This window comes from Thermus tengchongensis (genome assembly GCF_021462405.1).
GTDB classification, from domain to species: Bacteria; Deinococcota; Deinococci; order Deinococcales; family Thermaceae; genus Thermus; species Thermus tengchongensis.
Window position 1 is genome coordinate 174,992 of the sequence record NZ_JAKEDU010000002.1, and the last position, 20,545, is coordinate 195,536.

The 20,545-nt window shown below is 68.2% G+C and carries 21 protein-coding genes and 1 tRNA gene; 12 read left to right on the forward strand and 10 right to left on the reverse strand.

Annotation, left to right across the window (positions count from 1 at the left end; translation table 11 throughout):
• The first annotated feature begins 1 nt into the window (after position 1).
• On the forward strand, positions 2 to 964 hold the full coding sequence (locus tag L1087_RS03245) for a dipeptidase (RefSeq protein ID WP_234557598.1): 963 nt from the start codon (positions 2 to 4) through the stop codon (positions 962 to 964).
• Here the strand turns inward: L1087_RS03245 and L1087_RS03250 are convergent.
• Entirely contained in the window at positions 947 to 1,351 is a 405-nt protein-coding gene (locus L1087_RS03250) for a PaaI family thioesterase (RefSeq protein ID WP_234557600.1), read from the reverse strand. The two genes, L1087_RS03245 and L1087_RS03250, sit on opposite strands and share 18 nt — an antisense overlap.
• Positions 1,352 to 1,373: 22 nt before the next feature.
• On the opposite strand from L1087_RS03250, the gene L1087_RS03255 reads away from it, so the two are divergent.
• From L1087_RS03255 to L1087_RS03265, 3 genes are read left to right on the forward strand one after another with little or no spacing between them, the layout of a single operon-like run.
• Complete coding sequence (locus L1087_RS03255) at positions 1,374 to 2,006, forward strand: alpha/beta fold hydrolase (RefSeq protein ID WP_038041791.1); 633 nt, start codon at positions 1,374 to 1,376, stop codon at positions 2,004 to 2,006.
• Positions 2,003 to 2,368 carry an alpha/beta fold hydrolase gene (locus L1087_RS03260; RefSeq protein WP_234557602.1) on the forward strand — a complete coding sequence of 122 codons (366 nt, stop codon included), beginning with the start codon at positions 2,003 to 2,005 and terminating at the stop codon, positions 2,366 to 2,368. Before L1087_RS03255 ends, L1087_RS03260 begins: the two co-directional genes overlap by 4 nt.
• A 22-nt stretch (positions 2,369 to 2,390) precedes the next feature.
• On the forward strand, positions 2,391 to 2,831 hold the full coding sequence (locus tag L1087_RS03265) for a hypothetical protein (RefSeq protein ID WP_234557604.1): 441 nt from the start codon (positions 2,391 to 2,393) through the stop codon (positions 2,829 to 2,831).
• A 127-nt stretch (positions 2,832 to 2,958) separates the two neighbouring features.
• Here the strand turns inward: L1087_RS03265 and truD are convergent, their stop codons facing one another.
• Complete coding sequence (truD, locus tag L1087_RS03270; protein ID WP_234557606.1) at positions 2,959 to 4,014, reverse strand: tRNA pseudouridine(13) synthase TruD; 1,056 nt, start codon at positions 4,012 to 4,014, stop codon at positions 2,959 to 2,961.
• A gap of 14 nt (positions 4,015 to 4,028) precedes the next feature.
• On the reverse strand, positions 4,029 to 5,744 hold the full coding sequence (locus tag L1087_RS03275) for a M3 family oligoendopeptidase (RefSeq protein ID WP_234557608.1): 1,716 nt from the start codon (positions 5,742 to 5,744) through the stop codon (positions 4,029 to 4,031).
• A 39-nt stretch (positions 5,745 to 5,783) separates the two neighbouring features.
• On the opposite strand from L1087_RS03275, the gene L1087_RS03280 reads away from it, so the two are divergent.
• Complete coding sequence (locus L1087_RS03280) at positions 5,784 to 7,571, forward strand: RNB domain-containing ribonuclease (RefSeq protein ID WP_234557610.1); 1,788 nt, start codon at positions 5,784 to 5,786, stop codon at positions 7,569 to 7,571.
• A gap of 4 nt (positions 7,572 to 7,575) precedes the next feature.
• Here the strand turns inward: L1087_RS03280 and icd are convergent, their stop codons facing one another.
• Positions 7,576 to 8,853: an NADP-dependent isocitrate dehydrogenase gene (gene icd / locus L1087_RS03285; protein ID WP_135259749.1), complete on the reverse strand. Its 1,278-nt coding sequence runs from the start codon at positions 8,851 to 8,853 to the stop codon at positions 7,576 to 7,578.
• A 61-nt stretch (positions 8,854 to 8,914) separates the two neighbouring features.
• Between icd and L1087_RS03290 the strand changes: the two genes are divergently transcribed.
• The 7 genes from L1087_RS03290 to L1087_RS03320 all read left to right on the forward strand — a co-directional run bounded on the left by L1087_RS03290 (position 8,915) and on the right by L1087_RS03320 (position 14,009).
• Positions 8,915 to 10,027, forward strand: a complete 1,113-nt coding sequence (locus L1087_RS03290; RefSeq protein ID WP_234557612.1) for an NAD(P)/FAD-dependent oxidoreductase — start codon at positions 8,915 to 8,917, stop codon at positions 10,025 to 10,027.
• Positions 10,028 to 10,083: 56 nt separating this feature from the next.
• On the forward strand, positions 10,084 to 10,533 hold the full coding sequence (locus L1087_RS03295; protein WP_234554275.1) for a YbjN domain-containing protein: 450 nt from the start codon (positions 10,084 to 10,086) through the stop codon (positions 10,531 to 10,533).
• A gap of 47 nt (positions 10,534 to 10,580) precedes the next feature.
• Positions 10,581 to 10,657: transfer RNA gene (locus L1087_RS03300), tRNA-Met, on the forward strand.
• Between the two features lie 164 nt (positions 10,658 to 10,821).
• Positions 10,822 to 12,144, forward strand: a complete 1,323-nt coding sequence (gene miaB / locus L1087_RS03305) for a tRNA (N6-isopentenyl adenosine(37)-C2)-methylthiotransferase MiaB (RefSeq protein ID WP_234557614.1) — start codon at positions 10,822 to 10,824, stop codon at positions 12,142 to 12,144.
• Between the two features lie 9 nt (positions 12,145 to 12,153).
• A complete protein-coding gene (locus tag L1087_RS03310; protein ID WP_038041816.1) occupies positions 12,154 to 12,486 on the forward strand; it encodes a hypothetical protein in 333 nt (110 codons plus the stop codon).
• Positions 12,487 to 12,544: 58 nt separating this feature from the next.
• Complete coding sequence (locus L1087_RS03315) at positions 12,545 to 13,447, forward strand: FAD-dependent oxidoreductase (RefSeq protein ID WP_234557615.1); 903 nt, start codon at positions 12,545 to 12,547, stop codon at positions 13,445 to 13,447.
• 4 nt (positions 13,448 to 13,451) lie between these two features.
• The gene (locus L1087_RS03320) at positions 13,452 to 14,009 is read left to right on the forward strand and encodes a molybdenum cofactor guanylyltransferase (protein ID WP_234554197.1); all 558 of its coding nucleotides are present in this window, start codon (positions 13,452 to 13,454) and stop codon (positions 14,007 to 14,009) included.
• Here the strand turns inward: L1087_RS03320 and L1087_RS13155 are convergent.
• From L1087_RS13155 to L1087_RS03350, 6 genes are all read right to left on the reverse strand, one after another.
• Complete coding sequence (locus tag L1087_RS13155) at positions 14,006 to 16,861, reverse strand: hypothetical protein (protein ID WP_267964668.1); 2,856 nt, start codon at positions 16,859 to 16,861, stop codon at positions 14,006 to 14,008. The genes L1087_RS03320 and L1087_RS13155 overlap by 4 nt on opposite strands.
• Before the next feature lie 3 nt (positions 16,862 to 16,864).
• Positions 16,865 to 17,335 carry a hypothetical protein gene (locus tag L1087_RS03330; protein WP_038041822.1) on the reverse strand — a complete coding sequence of 157 codons (471 nt, stop codon included), beginning with the start codon at positions 17,333 to 17,335 and terminating at the stop codon, positions 16,865 to 16,867.
• Positions 17,335 to 18,120 (reverse strand): fimbrial biogenesis chaperone, encoded by a 786-nt coding sequence (locus L1087_RS03335; RefSeq protein ID WP_038041823.1) that lies wholly within the window; start codon positions 18,118 to 18,120, stop codon positions 17,335 to 17,337. The genes L1087_RS03330 and L1087_RS03335 overlap by 1 nt, the downstream gene beginning before the upstream one ends.
• A 58-nt stretch (positions 18,121 to 18,178) precedes the next feature.
• Positions 18,179 to 18,856 (reverse strand): hypothetical protein, encoded by a 678-nt coding sequence (locus L1087_RS03340; RefSeq protein ID WP_234557616.1) that lies wholly within the window; start codon positions 18,854 to 18,856, stop codon positions 18,179 to 18,181.
• Positions 18,857 to 18,868: 12 nt separating this feature from the next.
• On the reverse strand, positions 18,869 to 19,603 hold the full coding sequence (locus L1087_RS03345) for a hypothetical protein (RefSeq protein WP_135343854.1): 735 nt from the start codon (positions 19,601 to 19,603) through the stop codon (positions 18,869 to 18,871).
• A gap of 71 nt (positions 19,604 to 19,674) precedes the next feature.
• Positions 19,675 to 20,475: an NUDIX hydrolase gene (locus tag L1087_RS03350; protein WP_038041827.1), complete on the reverse strand. Its 801-nt coding sequence runs from the start codon at positions 20,473 to 20,475 to the stop codon at positions 19,675 to 19,677.
• Between the last annotated feature and the right edge of the window lie 70 nt (positions 20,476 to 20,545).

The window sequence follows — 20,545 nt, forward strand, 5'->3', positions numbered from 1 at the left end:
TATGGAGCCCGTCATGGTGGATGCCCACCTGGACCTGGCCCATAACGCCCGCGCCCTGGGGCGGGACCTCACCCTCCCCCTGGACCGCCTGCGGGAGGTGGACCCCCACCCCGAAACCCCCCTGGTGACCCTGGAAAGCCTCCGGGAAGCAGGGGTGGCCGTGGTCTTCGCCACCCTCTTCGTGGACCCCCGGGAGGGCGGGCGGGAGGACTGGGAGGAGGAGGTCTGGGTCCAGCTTCACCTCTACGAGGCCTGGGAGGCCCAGGGCTTGGTGCGGCTTGTGCGGGATGGGCGCGGGTTGGAAGCCCATCTCCAGCGCTTTCCCCAGGACCGGGTGCCGGGCCTTCTCCTCCTCCTGGAAGGGGCCCACGCCCTGGCCTCCCCCGAGGACCTCCTCCCCCTAAGGGAGCGGGGTCTAAGGCTCCTTTCCCTCACCTGGGCCATGGGGAACGCCTACGCTGGGGGCAACGCGGAGGAGGGCCCCCTCACCGAGCGGGGCAAGGCGCTTTTGCAGGCCATGGCCCGTTGGGGCGTGGCCCTGGACCTCTCCCACCTGGCGGAAGAGGCGGCTTGGCAGGCCCTCGAGGTCTTCCCGGGGCCGGTGTGCGCCACCCACGCCAACGCCCGGGCCTTGGTGCCCTCCCCCCGCCACCTTTCCGACCGGCTCATGGAGGCGCTAAGGGAGCGAGGCGGGGTCTTGGGCCTGGTGCCCTTCAACGCCTTCTTGGACCCCGGCTGGAAGCGGGGCGACCCCAGGCTTCCCCTGGAGGCCTTTTTCCGCCACAAGGCCCATGCGGAGGCCATCCTGGGCCCAGGGGGAGTGGGCCTGGGCACGGACTGGGACGGGGGGTTTGGCCTGCAGGCGGTTCCCCAGGGCTTGGACCGCCACCGGGACCTCCGGGCCCTAGGGGACGCGGGCTTCTTAGGGGAAAACTGGCTCCGCTGGCTAAGGGGATGGCTCTAAGGGCACCACCGCCAGGGTGCACCGGCTTGCCGCCACCAGCCTTGCCTCCTCGTCGTAGACCTTGACCTCCCAGACCTGGGTGGTGCGGCCCACGTGCAAGGGCTTCCCCACCGCCCGGATGACCCCTGTTTGCTTCTTGCGGATGTGGTTGCAGTTGATCTCCAGCCCGAAGGCCGCATGCCCCGGGGGGCAATTCAGGAACCCGCCCACGCTGGCCACGCTTTCCGCCAGGGCCACCGTGGCTCCTCCGTGGAGGAAGCCGAAGGGCTGGTGCACCCTGGGGGTCACCTCCAGCTCGGCCACCACCTCCTCCTTCTCCAGCTTCAGGTAGCGCACCCCCAGGGTGCTGTCCAGGGTTTCCCGACCGAGGACGCGGTCCAGTTCCATGCCCTGGAGTATAAAGAAGGCCGTGGCTGACCTGCGCCTGTTCCCCGGGCTGCTGGCTCCTCCCAGCGGCCTGGACTTTCTCGCCGGGCTTCCGGCGGAAGAGGGGCTTCACCTGGTGGCCTTCGGGGAGGGGGCGATCCCCGCCTTGCAGGTGGCCTTCCGCGAGCAGGCCAAAAGCTTGGTTCTGCTTTCGCCTATCGTGCGGAAGGACGCCCTCTTGGCGGCGAAGGTGGCAGCGCTCCGCTTTGGCCTAGAGCGGGGCGGGGTGGAGGGCTTCGCCCAGGTGGGCCGGGCCCTTTTCTTCGGACCGGAGAGCGTGGGTGACGAGGAGATCTTCGCCGCCTGGCGGGAGGGGCTTTCCCGGGAGGGGGTGGAGGCCTGGCTCTCCCGGGTGGAGGCCTTGGGGGACGAGCGCCGCTGGCTGCGGGGCACGGGGGCCCGGGTGCTGGTGATCCAGGGGGCCTGGGACGCCTTTACCCCTCCTTTTTACGGCAAGGAGGTGGCGGACTTCGCCAAGGGGGAGGCGGTGCGCTTTGCCCTCGAGGGGGCGGGCCACTTTGTGCCTTGGGAAGCAAGGGAGGAGGTCTTGGACCTGGTGAAGGACTTCGTGTCGGGAGAGGGCTTTCGTCCCCTACCGGGTGGGCTGGCCTTATGAGGCGCACGGGCTACCTGCACCTATACGGCCTGAACCTGGTCTTTGACCGGGTGGGCCGGGGTCCTGCCGTCCTCCTGCTGGCGGAGGAGGCCAGCCTGTGGCCGGAGGAACTCCCTCAGGGCTACACCTTTTACCTCCTGGACCTCCCGGGCCACGGGCGCACCGGAGGGCCTAAGATGAGCCCCGAGGAGTTAGCCGAGTACGTGGCGGGCTTTGTGGTCATGACCAACCTCGGCTCGCCCCCCATCCTGGTGCGGGGCTTAGGGGAGGCGGTGGGGGAGGTACTTAGGGGGAGGGGGTATCGGGTATTCCCTGGAGATTCCCTAGCGCAAAGCTTGCGAATGGCGGTGAATATGGAGTAGTATGCACATAGGAGGTGTGGATATGCGCAGGATTCTGGGTGTTTTAGCGGTGGCGTTCGGTCTGGGCATGGCGCAATTTTCCGTGGAGAACTTAAAGCCCTCCCTGGCGGTGGTGGGGGGTACCCAGGGCTTTGGCCTCGAGGCCTCCTGGCACTGCCTCCTCTTCCAGCCCCCGGTGGGGGAGGTGCGGCCAGCTTTGGATATCGCTAATGACTTACACGGCAACTGGAACGGGGCCTTCCTCTTCCGCTACCTCTATCCCCTGGCCGAGGGTTTGAAGGGGGGCGTGGGGCTTGGGGTGGTCATCCCTGGCTTCCATTTCGGCAACACCAGCCTTTACTTCCGGGCGGATGCCGAGTATGACCTCAAGGCTACCTTAGGAGTGCCGCTTTTCCTGGGCGGGGACCTGGGCGTCGCCGCGGGCAAGCTGGCGGCCCAGCTCAAGGTGGGCTACCGCTTCTAAGTGCCCCGTCGTGGCTTGCGCCACGACGGGGGCCCCAAAGAGGCCATGAGCAAGCCGCTTTGGCTTTGGCCGGTGGGGCAACCTTTGCGTGCGGGTACTTAGCAGCTACCCAGCGCTGGAGGAGGGTTTAGCCCTCCCCCAGGGTTTCTTCCTCTTCCGGGGCATCCACCTCCACCTTCATCACCTCCCTCAGGAGGCTAGTGGCGTAAGAGCCCTTGGGGAGGAAGAAGGTTAGCCAAAGCCCTGCTGGGGTTTCCTCCAGGGTCCACTCCGTAAGGGGGATGCGAATGGGCCTCCGTGCTCCCCGGCGGGCTCGGAACTCCTCCCGTTTCAGGTCATAGCGGGCCAGGATTTCGTCTTCCAGCGCCCTGGCCTCCCCTTGGGCCTCGGGGTACTTCTTGCCGAAGAGGGGCCCCGTGGCGCTGATCTCCAGCCTGAGGGCCCTTTCCGCCTCCTCCTCCCGCTCCACCAGAAACTCCCCTCCCGTGGCGTGCTTCTTGGCCCAGTCTCCAGGGATGACCCGGTCGTAAAGCCCCCTCTCCATCCTCAAGGCCACCCAGTCGTTGAAGAGGAGGCTCTGGAGGCTTCCCACCAGGAAGCGCTTGAGCCAGGGGCTACCCCGGCCCTTGCCCCGCTTCACCAGCTCGTAGCCCCGCACGGGGTTCTGCCCCCCAAGGCCGAAGCGCTGGGGGCCGTAGTAGTTGGGAAGGCCCTTTTCCGAGAGCACTCTCAGGATGGCCTCTGCCCGCTCCTTGCCCTTTGCCCCTCGGATGAGGATGCGGAAGCGGTTGCCCTTGAGGTGGCCGGTGCGGAGCTTGTTGGTGTGGAGGCCCGCGTCCAGAAGCCTTACTCCGCGGAGGTTTTCCAAAAGGCAGAGGGCGTCCTCGTGCTGGCGGGGGATGGAGAACCACTGCCGGGTTTTGGCGTGCTTGTCCTTGAGTCCCGCCACCCCGATGGCCTTTTCCGGAACCCCCACCTCGTCCCGCAGGAACTCCACCACCTGGCGGGTGGTGAGGCCTTCCTTTTCTAGGAGAAAGTAGAGGTGCTCCCCTTCCCCGCTGGGCAGGTAGGCGGGCACCTCCTCCACCTGGAAGTCCTCGGGGAGGAGGCGGATCGTGCCCCCCACGCCGGGGAGGTCTTGGGTGAGAAAGGGGTAGCGCTCGGGGCGAAAGACGAGGTCCATCCCCCTATTCTGGCTCAGGGGAGGGCCTTGAGCCAAGACTCCAAAACGCCAAAGCCGTACCGGAAGAAGGCCTCCGAGGCCAGGTCCACCCCCGCCTTGGCCAGGATCTCCTTGGGGCTTTGGCTTTCCCCCGCCTCGAGGACCTCCAGGTACTTGGGCACGAAGGCCTCCCCCTCCTCCCGGTACTTGCCGTAAAGGGCCAGGACCACCAGGTAGCCCAGGGCGTAGCTGTAGGTGTAGAAGCGGTAGTGGACGAAGTGGGGGATGCCCGCCCAGGCCGCTTGGTCCAGCTCCGTCCACTCCACGGCCTCCCCGTAAAGCCGCACCTGTTCCTCCTGCCAGATTCCGTGGAAGGCCTCAGGGGAAAGGGCGGCCTCCTTGCGGGCCTCGAGGCTCCTGCGCTCAAAGAAGGTGTACATCACCTGGCGGAAGAGGGTGTTGACGGCGTCCTCCACCCTTTCCGCCAGGAGGAGGGTCTTTTGCTCCTCGGGAAGCTTTTCTAAGAGGAGGTCGTCCAGGAGGATCTCCGCGAAGACGCTGGCCGTCTCCGCCAGGGGGGTGGAGGCGCCAAAGTTGAGGAGGCGCTGCCGGCGGGCCAGGTAGAAGTGTACCCCGTGCCCGAGCTCGTGGGCCAGGGTGTGGGCGGCGTCCAGGTCGTCGGTGTGGTTGAGGAGGACGTAGGGGTGGGTGGAGGGAAGCCCCCCAGAGCAGAAGGCCCCACCCCGCTTGCCGGGGCGGGGGTAGACGTCGATCCAGCGCCGTTCAAAGAACTCCCGGGCGATTTCCTCCACCTGGGGGGAGAAGCGGCGGAAGGCTTCCAGGACCAGCGCCTTGGCCTCCGCAAAGGGCACCTTGGGCTTTTCCCGGCTCAGGGGGGCCAGGAGGTCGGGGCTCGCCACCTTCTCCTGCCCAAGCCGCCGGGCCTTCCAGCGGTAGTAGGCCTCCACCAGGCCGTAGTGGGCCCGGGTGGCCTCGAGGAGGGCCTCGATGTCCCGCACCTCCACCTCGTCCCGGAGGGCCACGGGCTCCAAGGGATGGCGGTAGCCCCTAAGGCGCAGGTCCTGGAGGTAGTCCAAATAGACCGCGTTGAAGACGGCGCTCAGCGTGGGCGCTTCGGCCAAGAGCTTGCCGTAGAGCACCCGGTGGGCCTCCCGCCGCACCTCGGGGTCGGGGTCGCGGCGAAGGGCCCGCACCTCCATCTCCGTGAGCTCCTTGCCCCCCACGGGGAAGCGGAAGCGGCCCGTGTACTCGGTGTAGAACTGGCTCCAGGCGCTTCTGCCCACCAGGCCCTTGAGGTTTAAAAGCTCCTCCTCCCGCTCGGAGAGGGTGTGGGGGGCGTAGGCCCGTTGCCTCTCCAGGAAGTGCCGGAGGTCGGCGAGGTCGGGCTCCGCTAGAAGCGCCTGGAAGGCCTCCTCGGGGAGCTTGCGCAGGGCCACCTCGAGGGGCACCAGGCGGTTGCGCACCTCGGTGTAGCGGTTCCGCACCCGGTCCAAAAGGGCCTTGGCGGCGGGGTCTTGGGTGCGGGTGGCGAAGAAGAGGGAGGCGTAGTTCAAGGGCTTGTAGGCCTTCTCCAAGGCTTCCTCATAGCGGCGGAAAAGGGCTTCTGCCCGCTTGGGGTCCAGGAGGTCCTTGGGGTCCAGTCCCTCTGCCAGGTTCAGGGCTTCGGTCAAATCCCCTTCCAGCCTGGGGTCCTCGGGGCCGGCATAGAGGTCGGAGAGCTCCCACTCCATGCCGCCCACTATACCCTTGCCTGGCGTATCCTGGGGGGCGTGGCCGCTTTGGTGATCTACAAGAACCGGCCCGCCTTGGCGGAGGAAAGGGGCGATAAGCTGGAGCTCACCCTACCCGATGGGGCTAGGGCCCGGGTGCGCCCCAAGGATGTCCTCTTTCTCCATCCTGGCCCCGCCCAGCTCCCCCTGGAGGTGCCCGAGGGGGAGGAGGAAGCGGCCTGGGAGCTTTTGCAGGGCCAGGCGGTGAGCCTGAAGGAGCTGGCGGAGTTGGTCTACGGTGCCTACACGCCGGAGGCCGCCTACGGGGCCTACCTCCTGGCCCAAAGGGGGGAGCGGTTTGTCCTCGAGGGCGACCGGGTGCGGGCCCGCACCCCCGAGGAGCTTGCCGCCCTCCTGCGGGCCAAAAGGGCGCGGGAAGAGCGGGAGCAGGCCTTCCAGGAGGCGGTGGGGAGGCTTAAGGAGGGGAGGTGGCTTCCCGAGGACCGCCCCCTCCTGGCCGAGGCCGAGGCCCTGGCCTGGGGGGAGCGGCGGGAAAGCCGCCTGATGCGGGCCCTGGCCCTCCCGGAAACCCCGGAGGCTGCCCACGCCCTCCTCCTGCGCCTGGGCCTCTGGCGGTGGGAAAACCCCCATCCCCGGCGCCTGGGCCTTCCCCTGAACCCTCCGGACCTCCCCCTGCCCCCTTTGCCCGAGGAGGCCCGGGAGGACCTCACGGGCCTCCCCGCCTTCGCCGTGGACGACGAGGGAAGCCAAGACCCCGACGACGCCGTCTACGCCGAGCGGGTGCCGGAAGGCTTCCGCCTCCTGGTCCACGTGGCGGACGTGGCCGCCCTAGTGCCCCCGGGAAGCCCCCAGGACCTGGAGGCCCTCCGCCGTGGGGCTAACCTCTACCTTCCTGAAGGCACGGTGCCCATGCTGCCCCAGGCCGCCACCGAGCGCCTGGGCCTGGGCCTTCAGCCGGTGTCCCCCGCCCTCACCTTTGAGCTTTGGGTTTCCGAGGAGGGGGAGCTTCTGGAGGAGCGCCTTTACCCCTCCTGGGTCCGGGTGCAAAGGCTCACCTACCGGGAGGCCCTGGGGGAGCCCGCCTTGGGGCCCTTGGCCGCCTTGGCCCAGGCGTTTCACCGGAAGCGCCTGGCCCAGGGGGCCTTGGACCTCGCCCTGCCCGAGGCGAAGGTGCGCCTGGAGGAAGGGCGGGTGCGCCTCACCCCCTTGCCCCCCTACGAAAGCCGCCTCTGGGTGCGGGAGGCCATGCTCCTGGCGGGCTACGCCGCCGCCCACCTGGCCCTCCGGGAAGGGCTTCCTTTCCCCTTTGCCACCCAGGAGGCGCCGAGCCGCAGGGTGGAGGGGGAGGGCCTCGCCGCCATGTGGGAGCAGAGAAAGCTCCTCAAGCGGGCCCAGCTCAAGGCGGTGCCCGCCCCCCACAAGGGCTTAGGCCTCCCCCTCTACGCCCAGGTGACGAGCCCCCTTAGGCGCTATTTGGACCTGGTGGCCCACCAGCAGCTCAGGGCCTGGCTCCGAGGGGAAAAGCCCCTTTCCCAGGAGGAGCTCTTGCAGCGGGTGGGGGCGGCGGAGGCGGTGGCTGACCTGGTGCGGGAGGCGGAGCGCAAGAGCAAGCTCCACTGGACCCTGGTCTACCTCCTGCAGGAGGGCTACGAGGGGCCGGGGGTCTTGGTGGAAAGGCGGGGTGGGCAGGGGGTTTTCCTCCTCCCCGAGCTCGGCCTCAGCGCCCAGGTGGCCTTGGCCCAGCCCCTTCCCCTAAACGCCGAGGTCCGCCTCCGCTTCCTCGAGGCGGACCTGGCCAACCTGGAAGCCCGCTTTGCCCTGGTTTAGGGGGCTACATGTGCTCGATCAGGGCCCGCCCGAACTCGCTGGTTTTGAGGAGGGTGGCGGGCTTGCCCTCCGCCACCAAGAGGCGGTGGAAGTCGTAGGTGACAAGGCCCTTGGCGATGGTGCGCTCCATGGCCTGGAGGATGAGGTCGGCGGCCTCGTTCCAGCCCAGGTAGCGGAGCATCATCTCCCCGGAGAGGATGACGCTGGAGGGGTTCACCTTGTCCTGGCCCGCGTACTTGGGGGCGGTGCCGTGGGTGGCCTCAAAGACCGCATGGCCCGTGAGGTAGTTGATGTTGGCCCCGGGGGCGATGCCAATGCCCCCCACCTGGGCGGCCAGGGCGTCGGAGATGTAGTCCCCGTTGAGGTTCAAGGTGGCGATCACCGAGTACTCGTCGGGGCGGAGGAGGATCTGTTGCAGGAAGTTGTCGGCGATCATGTCCTTGATGACGATTTCCCGCCCGGTGCGGGGGTTCTTCAGCACGTGCCAGGGCCCGCCGTCCAGGGGTACGGCCCCGTACTTCTCCCGGGCCAGGGCGTAGCCCCACTCCCGGAAGGCCCCTTCCGTGAACTTCATGATGTTGCCCTTGTGCACTAGGGTGACGCTGGGGAGGTCCTCCTTGATGGCGTATTCAATGGCCGCGGCCACCAGGCGCTCCGTGCCCTCCTTGGATACGGGCTTGATGCCGATGCCGGAGGTCTCGGGGAAGCGGATCTTGGCGTAGGCCTTGGGGAACTCCCGCTTGAGGAAGTCCAGGACCTTTTGCACCTCCTCCGTGCCCGCGGGCCACTCAATCCCGGCGTAGATGTCCTCGGTGTTCTCCCGGAAGATGACCATATTGACCAACTCCGGGTGCTTCACCGGGCTTGGCACCCCTTTAAACCAGCGCACGGGGCGCACGCAGGCGTAGAGGTCCAGCTCCTGCCTTAGGGCCACGTTGATGGAGCGGATACCCCCGCCCACCGGGGTGGTTAGGGGCCCTTTGATGGCCACCAGGTACTCCCGGATGAAGTCCAGGGTTTCCTGGGGTAGCCAGATGGGCTCCCCATAGACCTGGTTGGCCTTCTCCCCGGCGTAGATCTCCGCCCAGGCGATCCTGCGCTTGCCGCCGTAGGCTTTGGCTACCGCCGCGTCTAGGACGGGCTGGGCCGCTCTCCAGATGTCGGGGCCGGTGCCGTCCCCCTCGATGAAGCCGATGATGGGGCGGTCCGGAACCTGGAGGACCCCGCCTTGAATGGTGATCCGCTCGCCGTCTTCCGGAACCCGGATGTGCTGGTAGGCCATAGCGTACCTCCAGGCCCTAGCATATCCCTTCCGCGGGGGAAAAGTGTCCTAGACTTGGCCTATGCCGGACATCGTGGTGGTGGGGGCAGGCATCGTGGGGGCGGCCTCGGCCTTCCGCCTGGCGGAGGCGGGGCTTAGGGTCTTGGTTCTGGAAAAGGAGGCCACCTTCGCCCAAGGCTCCACAGGGCGGAGCGCCGCTGGGGTCAGGGTGCAGTTCTCCGAGCCCTGGAACATCCTCCTTTCCTACCACTCCATCCTGGAGTACCAAAGGATCCCGGAGGCCGGCTACCGGCCCATCGGCTACCTTTTCCTGGTGCCGGAGGCCTTGAGGGAGGTCCAGGAGGAGGCCCTGGCCACCCAGAGGGCCCTGGGGGTGCCGGTGGAAAAGCTCACCCTCGAGGCGGCCCAAGCCCTGGTGCCCTTCCGGGAGGAGGGCCTGGCCTACGCCACCTTTGGCCCCATGGACGGGATCATTGACCCCCACGGGGCCACGGCCCATTACCTGCGGGAGGCCAGGCGCCTTGGGGCCGAGGTGCGCTTTTCCGAGCCCCTGCTTGGGGCGCAGCGGAAGGGGAGCGTTTGGTGGGTGGCGACCCCCAAGGGGCGGTACGAGGCCCCTTTCCTCCTCCTTTGCACCGGGGCCTGGACGGGGGCGGTGGGGCGGGGCCTGGGCCTGGAGATCCCCATCCACCCCGTGCGGCGCATGGTCTACGCCACGGCCCCTGCCCCTTTCCCCCATGCCTTCCCCCTCACCATCGACCTGGCCACGGGCTTTTACCTGCGCTCGGAGGGGCCCAGGGTGCTCCTGGGCCGCTCCAATCCCGCCGAGCCCCCCGGCTTCGCCGAGGGGATGGATTGGGAGTGGCTTGGGCCCACCCTCGAGGCGGGCCTTTTCCGCTTCCCCTTCCTGGAGGGGCTCGCCCTGGACCGGAAGGCCAGCTGGTGGGGCTACTACGAGGTGACCCCAGACCACAACCCCATCCTGGGTTTTGTGGAGGAGGGGCTTTTGGTGGCGGCGGGTTTTTCCGGCCACGGGGTGCAGCAGGCGGCCATGGTGGGGAGGCTCATGGCGGAGGAGGTGGTCCATGGGAAGGCGAGGAGCCTGGACATAACCCCGTTCCGCTTGGATCGCTTCCGGGAGGGGCGTTTCCTGAAGGAGAAGGGGATCGTGTAGGCTAGGGGTGTCCTGCAAGGTGGTTTGGGGGCCCACCGGGACGGAAGAGGGGTTTTATGAGGATGTTGCTGGCGGGCGTGTTGTTTTTGGGGTTGGCCTTGGGGCAGGCCGTGGTCAAGGGCTTGACCCCGGCCGAGGTGGAAGGGATTCTCAAGCAGGCGGGTCTTGCCTACGAGAAAACGGGTGCCCAGGAGTTCCGTCTGGAGATGGCTGGCTTGACCAAGGTCTGGCTCTACCTGGATTTCTGTCAGGAGGAGCGGTGCGGGGTCCTGACCCTAAGCGCTGGCTTTACCCTGGAGGAGGTGCCGGACCTCGAGGCCGTAAACGCCTGGAACCGGGACCGCCGCTTCAGCCGGGCCTTTTTGGATGAGGAGGGAGCCGTGTGGGTGGAGTCGGACCTGGACCTCACGGGCGGGGTGAGCCTGGGGGCGGTAAGGGGCTTCTTGGACCTTTTCGCCGAAGAAATCCTCCCCGCCTTCATGGATCACATCGGCTTTGAACCTTGACCGCCTGGGGGCCCTCCCCTAAGATGGGGATTGCCTGGTGCGCCCGTGGCGGCGTAGCTCAGGTGGTCAGAGCACACGACTCATAATCGTGGTGTCGTGGGTTCGAGTCCCACCGCCGCCACCAGCAAGGGAAGGCAAAGCTTCACCCCCCGGTAGCGTGGCCGGGGGGTGTGGCTTTTTGGGGGGCTCGAGGGAGAATCCAGGGACCGGGGTTGGTTTTGAGGGCCTCGATGTTGCTACACTGGAAACCACGGGGTCCGGGATCCCCCCGGTCGCCCCTGGAGGAGTATGCGGGCGCACATCATCACCTTCGGATGCCAGATGAACGAGTACGACTCCCACCTGGTGGCCAGCGAGCTGGTAAGCCTCGGGTGGGAGCTGGTGGAGAGCGTGGAGGAGGCGGACTTCGTCCTGGTGAACACCTGTGCGGTCCGCGGGAAGCCCGTGGAGAAGGTGCGCTCCCTTCTGGGCCAGCTCCGCAAGGAGAAGGAGCGCCGGGGCCTCCTCATCGGGCTTATGGGCTGCCTGGCCCAGCTGGACGAGGGCCAGCAGATGGCCCGGAAGTTTGGGGTGGACCTGCTCTTGGGCCCTGGGGCCCTCACCTCCTTGCCGGAGGCCTTAAAGGGGAACGAGCGCTTCTGGGACCTCACCTTCAAGGAGGACCTCCTGGACTACATCCCCCCGCCCCCCAAGGGGGCCTTGTCCGCCCACGTGACCATCATCCGCGGGTGCAACCACCACTGCACCTACTGCATCGTCCCCACCACCCGGGGGCCCGAGGTCTCCCGCCACCCCGACCTGATCCTGAAGGAGATCGAACAACTGAAGGCGGCGGGAGTGGTGGAGATCACCCTCCTGGGCCAGAACGTGAACTCCTACGGCAAGGACCAGCCGGGCTTCCCCAGCTTCGCCGAGCTGTTGCGCCTGGTGGGGGGGATGGGCATCCCCCGGGTGCGCTTCCTCACCAGCCACCCCGTGAACTTCACCGACGACATCATCCAGGCCATCGCCGAAACCCCCGCCATCACCCGCTACATCCACCTGCCGGTGCAGTCGGGCTCCGACCGGGTGCTCCGCCGCATGGCCCGGGAGTACCGCCGGGCCCACTACCTGGAGCGCATCCGCAGGATCCGGGAGGTTTTGCCGGATGCCGTGCTTTCCACGGACATCATCGTGGGCTTCCCTGGGGAGACGGAGGAGGACTTCCAGGAAACCCTGAGTCTTTACGATGAGGTGGGCTACGACCAGGCCTACATGTTCATCTACTCTCCTCGGCCCGGTACTCCCGCCTACAAGCACTTCCAGGACCTGCCCCGGGAGGTGAAGGTGGAAAGGCTCCAGCGCCTCATCGAGAAGCAGAAGGAATGGAGCTACCGCCGCAACCTGGAGTGGGTGGGGAAGACGGTGGAGGTCCTGGTCCGGGGGGTGGCCAAGGAAGAAGGGTACGTGCAGGGGCACGACCGCGGGAACCACCCGGTGCTGGTTCCCGCCCACCAGGCTCCCACCCCGGGGCTCTACCAGGTGGAGATCAAGCAGGCTACCCCGCACCTGCTCTTCGGGGAAGTGGTGGGGGCCAGGGAGCCTGCCCCCATCCCCCTGCCCATGGCCTAGGAGGGAAGGGTGCGGGCTTTCATGCCGCTTTTGGTGAGCCTGGCGCTCTTCACTTTGGTCTTTGCCCTTTCCCGCTTCGCCCCCTGGGGGCTTGGCCTGGCCTTCTTGGGGGCCTTGCTGGCCTACCTGGGCGTGGAGCGCTGGCAGGGGGGGCTCCTGCGCAAGGGGCCCTCCCGGGCGGCTCTGGAAAGGCTGGCCATGAAGGAGGCTTGGCGGCGGGGCGGCTTGTTGCGGCCTCGAGACCTTGCTCCTTTCCTCCCCGAGGCCAGGGCCCGGGAACTGTTGGAGGGCCTGGCGGAGCGGGGACTCTGCCGAAGGGACGGGGAAGGCTTCCGCTTCTGAAGCTCTTGGAGGCGGCTTCCTGGGGCGGGGGTTCTTTCCCCCAAGGGAGGGGGTAGGCGTGGGTCTTGTGGGTGAGGCCGGGATTGTGGTCCTGGGGGCGGGGGTGGCGGGGCTCACCGCGGCCCGCTTCCTCTTGGAGCGGGGAGAGCGGGTGCTCTTGGTGGCCGAGGCCCTGGGGGAGGCAAGCCGGGTACCTGTGGCCCTGGTGAACCCTCTCCGGGGACGGCGCTTCACCTTGGCGGCGGAGGGGGAGCGGGCCCTCGAGGCGGCCCTAAGCTTTTACGGCCGTTTCGCTGAGCTGCACATGGGGGTTTTCCGCCCGGTCCCGGAAGGGGAGAGGGCCAAGGTGGCGGGCCGCCTGGGGGGGCTGAGGCACCGCTGGGAGGGGAAAGGGGTCCTTTTGGAAGACGCCTTCTGGCTTGAGCCCAGACTCCTTCTGGAGCGCCTGGCGGAGGGCTTGCCCCTCCTCAGGGCCAGGGTGGCCGCCTGGGAACCCCCTTACCTGGTCCTGGAAGGGGGGAAGAGGGTGCGGGGGGAGGTGCTGGTTTACGCGGGCGGTGGGCGGGGAGCGCACCTTTTGGGCCTCGAGGGGCGGCACACCCCGGGCCTCGTCCTCACCCTGCTGAACTACTTCCCCCGGGCCATCAGCTACCGGGTCTACCTGGCAGGCGCGGCCTTGGGCGGAAGCTACCTGCCCCACGAGGAACAGCCCCACCTGCCCCCGCCCACGGAAGGGGAGGTGGAGTGGCTCCTCGCAGGGGCTGAAGCCCTGGTGGGCTACCGCCCTCTGGTAGCCTCCGCCTGGCGGGGGTTGCGCTTCCGGTTAGGCCCCCTCCCCGGGGGCCGGGACCTTCCTTATCTCTTCCCCGTGGAGGGGGGCTTTGCCCTTACGGGCCTAGGCTCCACGGGCTTCCTCTACGCTCCCCTGCTGGCCGGGCGCCTGGCGGAGGCCCTAAGCTAAGGGTATGTACACGGGGGCGGTGCTGGCGGGGGGGCTTTCGCGGCGCTTCGGGGAGGACAAAGCCCTTTTCCCCTACCGGGGAAAGCCTCTTCTGCAATGGGTCTTGGAGAGCCTGGCGGGGGCGGAGGAGCGGTTTATCGTGGCTAACAGGCCCTATCCGGGCTTTGGGGTTCCCGTCTACCCCGACCTTCTGCCGGGGGCGGACAGCCTCTCCGGTTTGCACTCGGCCCTGGTCCACGCCCGCCACCCCTGGGTGGCAGTGGCGGCCACGGATCTGCCCTTCCTTACCCGGGGGTACTGGGAGTTCCTCTACGAGAAGGCTCTCGCCTCTCCTTATCCTGTGGTGGTCCCCTACAATCCGGAAGGGCACCTGGAGCCCCTCATGGCCCTGTACCACAAGGACTGCCTGCCCCAGGTGGAAAGGCAGCTTCGGGAGGGGGACTACCTGATGCGGCGGGTGATGGAAACCCTGGGGGCCACCTATATCCCGGCGGAGGAGGTGGTGGAGCGCTTCGGGGCCCAGGTCTTCTTCAACGCCAACCGCAAGGAGGAGCTTCCCTAGTCCCGCACCCGGATGCGGGCGGTGTGCACCCGGCTCCCGTCCAGGTAGAGCTCCAGCTCGTAGGCCCCAGGGGTCTTGGGGGCCAGGAGGGTGCCGCGGAAGGTGAGGTCGTCTACCCGTTCCAAGGGGACGATGAGGGGTCCGAGGCGCACCTCCACTCGGTTTGCCCGGCGGAGGAGGCGGGCCTCGAGGCGCACCTCCTCCCCGGGGTCCAAAAGGGCGGGGGTGGCTTGGAGGGTGGCCAGGGGGCCAGGCCGCACGGTGAGGTAGGCCCCGGCCTCCGCCCGTTCGGCCCCGCGCTCGGCCACCACCCTTAGCTCCAGGCTTCCCTGGCCCTCCACGGGGAGGTAGGCCCCGTAAAGCCCTTCCTCCAGGGGGCTTAGGGGGTAGGAGCGCCCCCCCAGTTCGGCCCAGACTCGGCTAGGCCCCCCTTGCACCTGAACCCGGAGGAGAAGCTCCGCCCCCGGCGGCAATACCGTGGGCAGGGGCAGGAGGACCACGGCCAGGCTTTCCTCCGTGAGGGTGCGCACGATCTCCCGCACCACCGGCCTTGCGGCCAGGAGCACCTGGGGCAGGGGGCCGGGCTGGAGGTCCAGGCTTAGGGGCTCGCCGGGTTCCTGGAGCTTGTCCAGGCTGGCCGGGTCCAGGCTCAGGGTGTAGCTCCCGGGGAGCAGGCCGCCCAGGACGAACACCCCCCTGCCGTCGGCCAGGGCGGTGCGGCTTTCCGTCCCTTGGAGCCGCACCCGGGCGTAGGGGAGGGGGGGTTCGCCCTCGTCCTTTTGGCCGTTGCGGTTTGCGTCCAGGTAGACCTGGCCCATGAGGCCCACCACCGTTTCCACGGGAAGGTCCAGGGGGAGGGTTTTCCCTCGCTCCACCCGCACCTCCGCCCGGCGGCGGAGGGCCAGGCTGGCCTCGAGGCTCCCCACCTCCAGCCGGTAGGTTCCGGGGTAGAGCTCCAGGCGGTAGCGCCCAGCCCCGTCCGCCACCGCTTCCAGCCCCCCCACCCGCACCCTGGCCCCCGGGAGAGGGGGTTCGTCAGGGCCCTTGACCCCGTCCCGGTTCCGGTCGTGGAAGACCACGCCCTCCACGTACCCCGTGGCCCGGCCGCCGAAGGCCTGGACCACTTCCTCGGGGGTGTCGAAACCCCCTTTGACCTCCAAGGTTCCCAAGGCGGTAAGCTGGAGAACCCCGGAGGCGTACCGGCCCTCGAGGCCCATGCCCCACACCCCTTCCCGATAGGCGAGGCCAAAACGGGCCTCCAACCGGTTTTGGTCCCAGTCATAGCCCAGGGCCGCGCTTCCCTCCAGGGGAGGAAAGGACCCTTGGGCGGCGAGCTGGAGGCGCCTGGTGTCGGTGGCCGTGTAGCCCACCAGCAGGCCAAAGTCCCGATCCCGGTAGCCGGCGTAAAGGCCCAGGTAGGGGCCTGTGGGATTCCGCCCCAGGTTGCCCCCAAGCTCCCATCCTGCCTCTCGGTAGCGGGCAGCCAGGCCCAGGACCAGACCCCCTTGGGTCCCCACCGTGCCGCTTAGGGAGAGGGGCCCCCCGAGGGGGCGGTAGGCCAGGGTGTAGAGGAGGCCGTAGGTATTGGCCAGCCGGAAGGTGAGGCTATGGGTAAAGGCTTCGTCAATGCGGTGGCTCAGGTTGGCGCTTCCCTGAAGGTTACCGGTGTCGTAGGCTACCTCGCCCTTGAACCCCAGGGGATCCTGGATCCGGGTGGCCCCTCCTAGGCGGAACCTGAGCCCTTCCAAGTACTCTAGCCTTCCCGTGAGGCTGAGCTCGCGGTTTTCCAGTTTGCCCTCGAGGCCGACGCCTGCCTGCAGGGCCTCGGGGTCGGCCCGGCGGTTCACCACCCCGTAGGGCACCAGAATTAGCCCTCCTTCCTGGAGGGCGTAGCCCAGGCTGAAGCGTTGCCCCAGCCCGCTCACGTGCCCGGAAACCTTCCACGGACCTTCCTGGTAGGTGCCGCCCGCGCTCAAGCCGCCCCCCGCCCAGGCGGCGTAGCCCTGGAAGGGGCCGAGCTCCCCATCCAGCCGGTAGACCCCGGGGTAGCCCCGGAAGCCCAGGGCGAAGCCCTCACCCAAAAAGGCCAGTTCCCCCGCGGGCCCCTCGGGCTTCAGGGCCAGGCTGGAAGCAAGGCGGACGTAGTCGGAAAGGGCGCCGGATAGGGAAAGCCCGAAGCCGTAGGAGAGGGTGTCCTGTCCGTACCGGCCTGTGAGGCCGAAGCGGTAGTAGAGGGCCTGGCGGGAGAGCTTCTCCGCCCCGGCGAAGGGGCGGATGACGGTTTCCACCACCCCGTAGGCCCGCACCTTGGGGTCCAGGCCCGAGTAGGCGAAGACCGTGGCCGTGTCCCGGTTGCGCCCCACCAGGCGTAGCTCCAGCCGCACCTCCTTGGCCTCCCCCGGCTCCAGGTCCAGCACCTCTTGGGAGAGGCGGTAGGGGAGGAGGCTCCGCACCTCCAGGCGCACCCGGTCCGGGGCGTTGCCTGCGTTGCGCACGCTCAGGGTGTAACCGAGGCTTTCCCCCTCCACCCCCTCGGCCCCGGGGGGAACCCGGAGCTCCACCCCGGCCCGCACGGGGATGCGCACCCGCACGGTGCGGGTTTCCCGGGCGTCCCGCAGGACCAGGGGGTGCTCCCCCGCCCGGGCTTCCGGCCCCACCAGGAAGTTCAGCACCCCCTCACCCTCCACCGCTTCGGTGAGGGGGATGAGGCCCTGGGGCACCTCCGCCGCCTGGATGCGCCCTTCCCCCCGCACGGGTACGCTGAGGAAGCCGCCGGGCTGGGCTTCCAGGGCCTCGGGGGCCTCGAGGGCCAGCCCCAGGCCGAGAAGGAGGAGAAGGGCCAAGGCCCGCATGGCCTAAAGGCGGCTTAGGGTGAAGAGGAGGCTACCCCGGTACACCCCGGGCACCTCCTGCCCCGTGAGCACCAGGCGGAACTCCAGCACATAGCTCTGGTAGCCTGCCGTGGGCCCGCTTCCCGTGAGGAGCACCACCTTGGGCCCCAGGGGAATCCAGGGCCCGCCGTTCAGGCGGTACTCCACCTGGCTGGCGGGGATCTCCCCCCCGCCTTCCGCCAGGAGGGGGCTGGCCTCCACCTCCACGGCGAAGCCCCCTTCCAGGTTGGTGAAAAGCCGCAGGGTGAGGGGGCCGGAAGGGGAGGTGGGGCTGTAGGCGAAGGGGAAGCTGGGGGGCGGGTAGTTCCTTTGAGTGAGGTCAAAGACCACTTCCTCGGCATTCAGGCTGAGGCTAGTGCCTTCGGGCAGGTTTACCCCGATGGGCACCTGGGCCAGGGCCATGCCGAGCACCAGCAAAAGGGCCAGGCTTCGCATCACTTCACCTCAATCCGCCCTTCCCCGGCGATGAGGCTCGGGCTCCCGTAGTCCAGCACCGCCAGGACCAGGTAGCGCCCCGGGGGCAGGGGCTTGTCCAGGGGCGCCGGGAGCTCGTGGGTGGCCCCGGGGAGGCTGGCGGTCTCCGGCACCTCCGCCTGGGCCACGGGGCGGCCCTGCAGGTCCCGCACCTCCACCCGCCCCTTGAGGCGCAGGAGGCCGGTGCCGGTGTTCTGGAAGGAGAGGCGCACCTGGGCGGGGCCTTCTCGGCTTGGCGGCAGGTAGCGGAAGCCCTGGATGCGCCCCGAGCGGCTCACCTGGCCCACCTCCACGTAGACCACGTGCCCCACCCGGGTCTTCACCCGGATGCCCAGGCCTTCCGCGCCCTGCCGGCTTCCCGCCGGGGCGGACTCAAAGAAGACGATGCCCCAGTAGGTGCCGGGCTGGGCATCTGGGGGCACCTGCACCGTGTAGCGCACCTCCTGGGCAGCCTGGGGCTGGAGGAGGAAGGCCAGGGGGCTCACGGCGAGCCAGCGGGTGAGGGAGCGGGGGTGGCTGCCCGGGTCCAGGTAGAGGGGCTTCCCGTCCGCCTGGAGGAGGACGTCTTGGAGCACCACCTCCACCTGCAGGGTGCCGCTACGCCCCGGGTGGTCCACCAGGATGCTCCCCGTGAGGCTGGTTCCGGGGGCGGCGGGGTAGAGGGCCCTGGGGGGGCTCACGCCCACCCCGGTTTGGGCCTGGGCCGCGGTGAGGAGCAGGGCTAGCAGGGGAAGGGTTTTTCTCATAGCCGGATTCTAGCGGGGAAAAGGCCGCCCCCGGAAGCCCGGGGGCGGCCTTTAGGCCTCAGAGGGCAGCCAGCTGGAAGAGGAAGTTGAACTCGTAGGTGCCCGCCACCTCGGAGCCGTCAAACCAGAAGGCCTCGATGATGAGGTCGTCCAGCCAGCCGGGGAAGCGTCCGCCCAGCACCTTGAGGAGCTCGAGGGGCGTGCCGTCGTCCACTCCGTTGAACTGGACGAACTTCGTGTGGTTCAGGTCCGGGGCCTTCTCCACCACCCCGCCCTGGCCGTAGGTGGGCCCGCCCTGGGTCCGGGTCACCTTGAGGTCCAGCTCGCACCCGTCCCCGTTGTTGCAGAACTTCTGCAGGACCTTCTGGTTCAGGCAGATGAGGGTGCCCTTCTCACCCTCGTCAATCTTGCCGTTGCCGTTCAGGTCCTTGATGGCGGGGTAGGTGTCGATGGGGGCCAATTCGCCCGCCAAAGCGGCGGCGATGGCGTCCTCAAGGGTGCCCTGATATCCCTTGGGCACCAGGTAGCATCCTTCCCCGTTTTGCCCGGGAACGGGGTTATTCAGGTCCACGATCCACTCGTCCTCGGTGAGGTGCAGGGCCACCCGCTGGGGGATGGTGAGGTTGATGCGCTCGGTGACCGTGGCCTGCTGGCTCCCCACGTTCCACTCCTCCCCGCCGTTGGCCAAGGCCAGGGCCAGGAGCCCGCTAAGCATCAGAAGGAAAAGCTTCCGCATGGCTTACCTCCTTTAGAGACCCGCCAGGGTGAAGGTGACGTCGAGGGTGTAGGTGCCGTCCAGCTCGGAGCCGTCAAACCAGAAGGCCTCCACGATCAGGTCGTCCAGCCAGCCGCCCGTGGGGCCGATTCCCTGGGCCACCACCGCCGGCCCGTAGGGCAGGCTGTTGGTGTAGAAGCCGCCCATGGGCACCTGGTTGATGAGGTCCGCCAGGCCGAAGTAGCCGAAGCCGCTATTGGGCGTGCCCGTTACGGACACCGAGAGCTGCCAGCCGTCGGGGTCGTTGGAGAACTTCTGCAGCACCTTCTGGTTCACGCAGATGAGCGTGCCTTTTTCGTCGTCCGAGAGCTTGCCATCGCCATTGTAGTCCTTGGCCGCGGGGTAGGCGCCGATGGGCCGGAACACGCCGCCAGAGAGGGCGTATTGGATGAGGTCAGAGGGTGTTTTCACCGCCTTGGGCACCAGGTAGCACCCCTCCGCAGGGGGCTGAGGGTTGTAGGGGTCAAACACGTAGGGAGAAGGAGCCTCAGGAGGGCTATTGAGGTTCAGGTTCCACTCGTCCTCGGTGAGGTGGAGGGCGTAGCGGGGCGGGATCACCACCCGCACCTTCTCCTTCACCGCCGCCTGGTCGTGGTTGTCGTCCCAAAGCTCCTCGATGTTCCCGTCCAGGTCGCCCTCCGAAGGGAAGTTCACCTGGGCGTAGCCCGCCAGGGCCAGGGCTAAAACTGCGATCAGCCACTTCTTCATGGTTTCCTCCTATCTGCTGCTTTAAGAACCCAAAAGCTTGCTGCCGAAAAGCCTCCTTGCCGAAAAGCCTCCTATAGGAGCGTGAGGGTGTAGACCAACCAACCCTCGTACTCCCCTGGCGTTTCGGAACCGTCCAGCCGGAGCTTGATCCCCAGGGTGACCGACTGCCAACCGCCGGGGTGGTCGGTGACCTCCTCCAGGAGCACCCCGCCATCCGGGCCTGGAGGTGCCGGGCAGATGTGGGAAGGAGGCCGGTCCCAGTCCGGGTGGTAGGCCAGGCACTTCCAGTGGGGGGTGGGGGGCACGCCGCCCCGCCCCGTGAGGATGGAGTGCATGGCGAAGTGGCTGGCGTCCAGTACCCGCCCTTCCGGACTGGTGGGCTCGGTTTCAAAGGCCACGGAAAGCGCCCAGTGCCGCCTTTGGGTGAAGACGTGTAGGCGCATGGAGGGGTGGGTGAAAAACTGGGGGAAGCGCTTGGACCCAGGGACCACCCGGCCCTCCCCATCCAGGAGGAGGGGAGGGTAGGGCCGCCCGTCCTCGTCCAGAAAGCGGCCGTCCCCGCCGTAAAGCCCCGCGCAGTGCGGGGGCACGGGGCCCAAGGTGGCGCACCGGAGGTCAAAGACCACCACCGGATCCCGCAGGCAGAGGGTGGGGTCGCGGGGGTCGCGAGGGCAGTAGGGAGGCTGGCTGGGGTTCCCCCCTCCCCCCCTGCTGGCCCATAGGGGACCCGCCACCTTGCCCCCCGCTGCCGGGGGTTCCAACACCAGGGCCGCGCGTTCAGGAATCCTCACTTCCAGCCGCACGGAGGCTTGGGGACCTGCCGCCCCCAGGATTAAGGGCAGGAGAAGCCACGTCCAAGGCCCAAGCCTCACCGTCCCACCTCCTTTCGCCCCAAAGGGTAGATAAGGGGGCGTTAAGGGAACGTTAAGGGGGGATGTGCTT

What these genes read in the sequence shown, in the direction of transcription:
- L1087_RS03290 (WP_234557612.1), top strand. Translation starts at nt 8,915, where the DNA reads ATGCCGGACATCGTGGTGGTGGGGGCAGGCATCGTGGGGGCGGCCTCG.
- L1087_RS13155 (WP_267964668.1), bottom strand. Translation starts at nt 16,861, where the DNA reads ATGCGGGCCTTGGCCCTTCTCCTCCTTCTCGGCCTGGGGCTGGCCCTC.
- L1087_RS03265 (WP_234557604.1), top strand. Translation starts at nt 2,391, where the DNA reads ATGCGCAGGATTCTGGGTGTTTTAGCGGTGGCGTTCGGTCTGGGCATG.
- L1087_RS03250 (WP_234557600.1), bottom strand. Translation starts at nt 1,351, where the DNA reads ATGGAACTGGACCGCGTCCTCGGTCGGGAAACCCTGGACAGCACCCTG.
- L1087_RS03245 (WP_234557598.1), top strand. Translation starts at nt 2, where the DNA reads ATGGAGCCCGTCATGGTGGATGCCCACCTGGACCTGGCCCATAACGCC.
- truD (WP_234557606.1), bottom strand. Translation starts at nt 4,014, where the DNA reads ATGGACCTCGTCTTTCGCCCCGAGCGCTACCCCTTTCTCACCCAAGAC.
- L1087_RS03345 (WP_135343854.1), bottom strand. Translation starts at nt 19,603, where the DNA reads ATGAAGAAGTGGCTGATCGCAGTTTTAGCCCTGGCCCTGGCGGGCTAC.
- L1087_RS03320 (WP_234554197.1), top strand. Translation starts at nt 13,452, where the DNA reads ATGTACACGGGGGCGGTGCTGGCGGGGGGGCTTTCGCGGCGCTTCGGG.
- icd (WP_135259749.1), bottom strand. Translation starts at nt 8,853, where the DNA reads ATGGCCTACCAGCACATCCGGGTTCCGGAAGACGGCGAGCGGATCACC.
- L1087_RS03340 (WP_234557616.1), bottom strand. Translation starts at nt 18,856, where the DNA reads ATGCGGAAGCTTTTCCTTCTGATGCTTAGCGGGCTCCTGGCCCTGGCC.
- miaB (WP_234557614.1), top strand. Translation starts at nt 10,822, where the DNA reads ATGCGGGCGCACATCATCACCTTCGGATGCCAGATGAACGAGTACGAC.
- L1087_RS03330 (WP_038041822.1), bottom strand. Translation starts at nt 17,335, where the DNA reads ATGCGAAGCCTGGCCCTTTTGCTGGTGCTCGGCATGGCCCTGGCCCAG.
- L1087_RS03295 (WP_234554275.1), top strand. Translation starts at nt 10,084, where the DNA reads ATGAGGATGTTGCTGGCGGGCGTGTTGTTTTTGGGGTTGGCCTTGGGG.
- L1087_RS03335 (WP_038041823.1), bottom strand. Translation starts at nt 18,120, where the DNA reads ATGAGAAAAACCCTTCCCCTGCTAGCCCTGCTCCTCACCGCGGCCCAG.
- L1087_RS03275 (WP_234557608.1), bottom strand. Translation starts at nt 5,744, where the DNA reads ATGGAGTGGGAGCTCTCCGACCTCTATGCCGGCCCCGAGGACCCCAGG.
- L1087_RS03260 (WP_234557602.1), top strand. Translation starts at nt 2,003, where the DNA reads ATGAGGCGCACGGGCTACCTGCACCTATACGGCCTGAACCTGGTCTTT.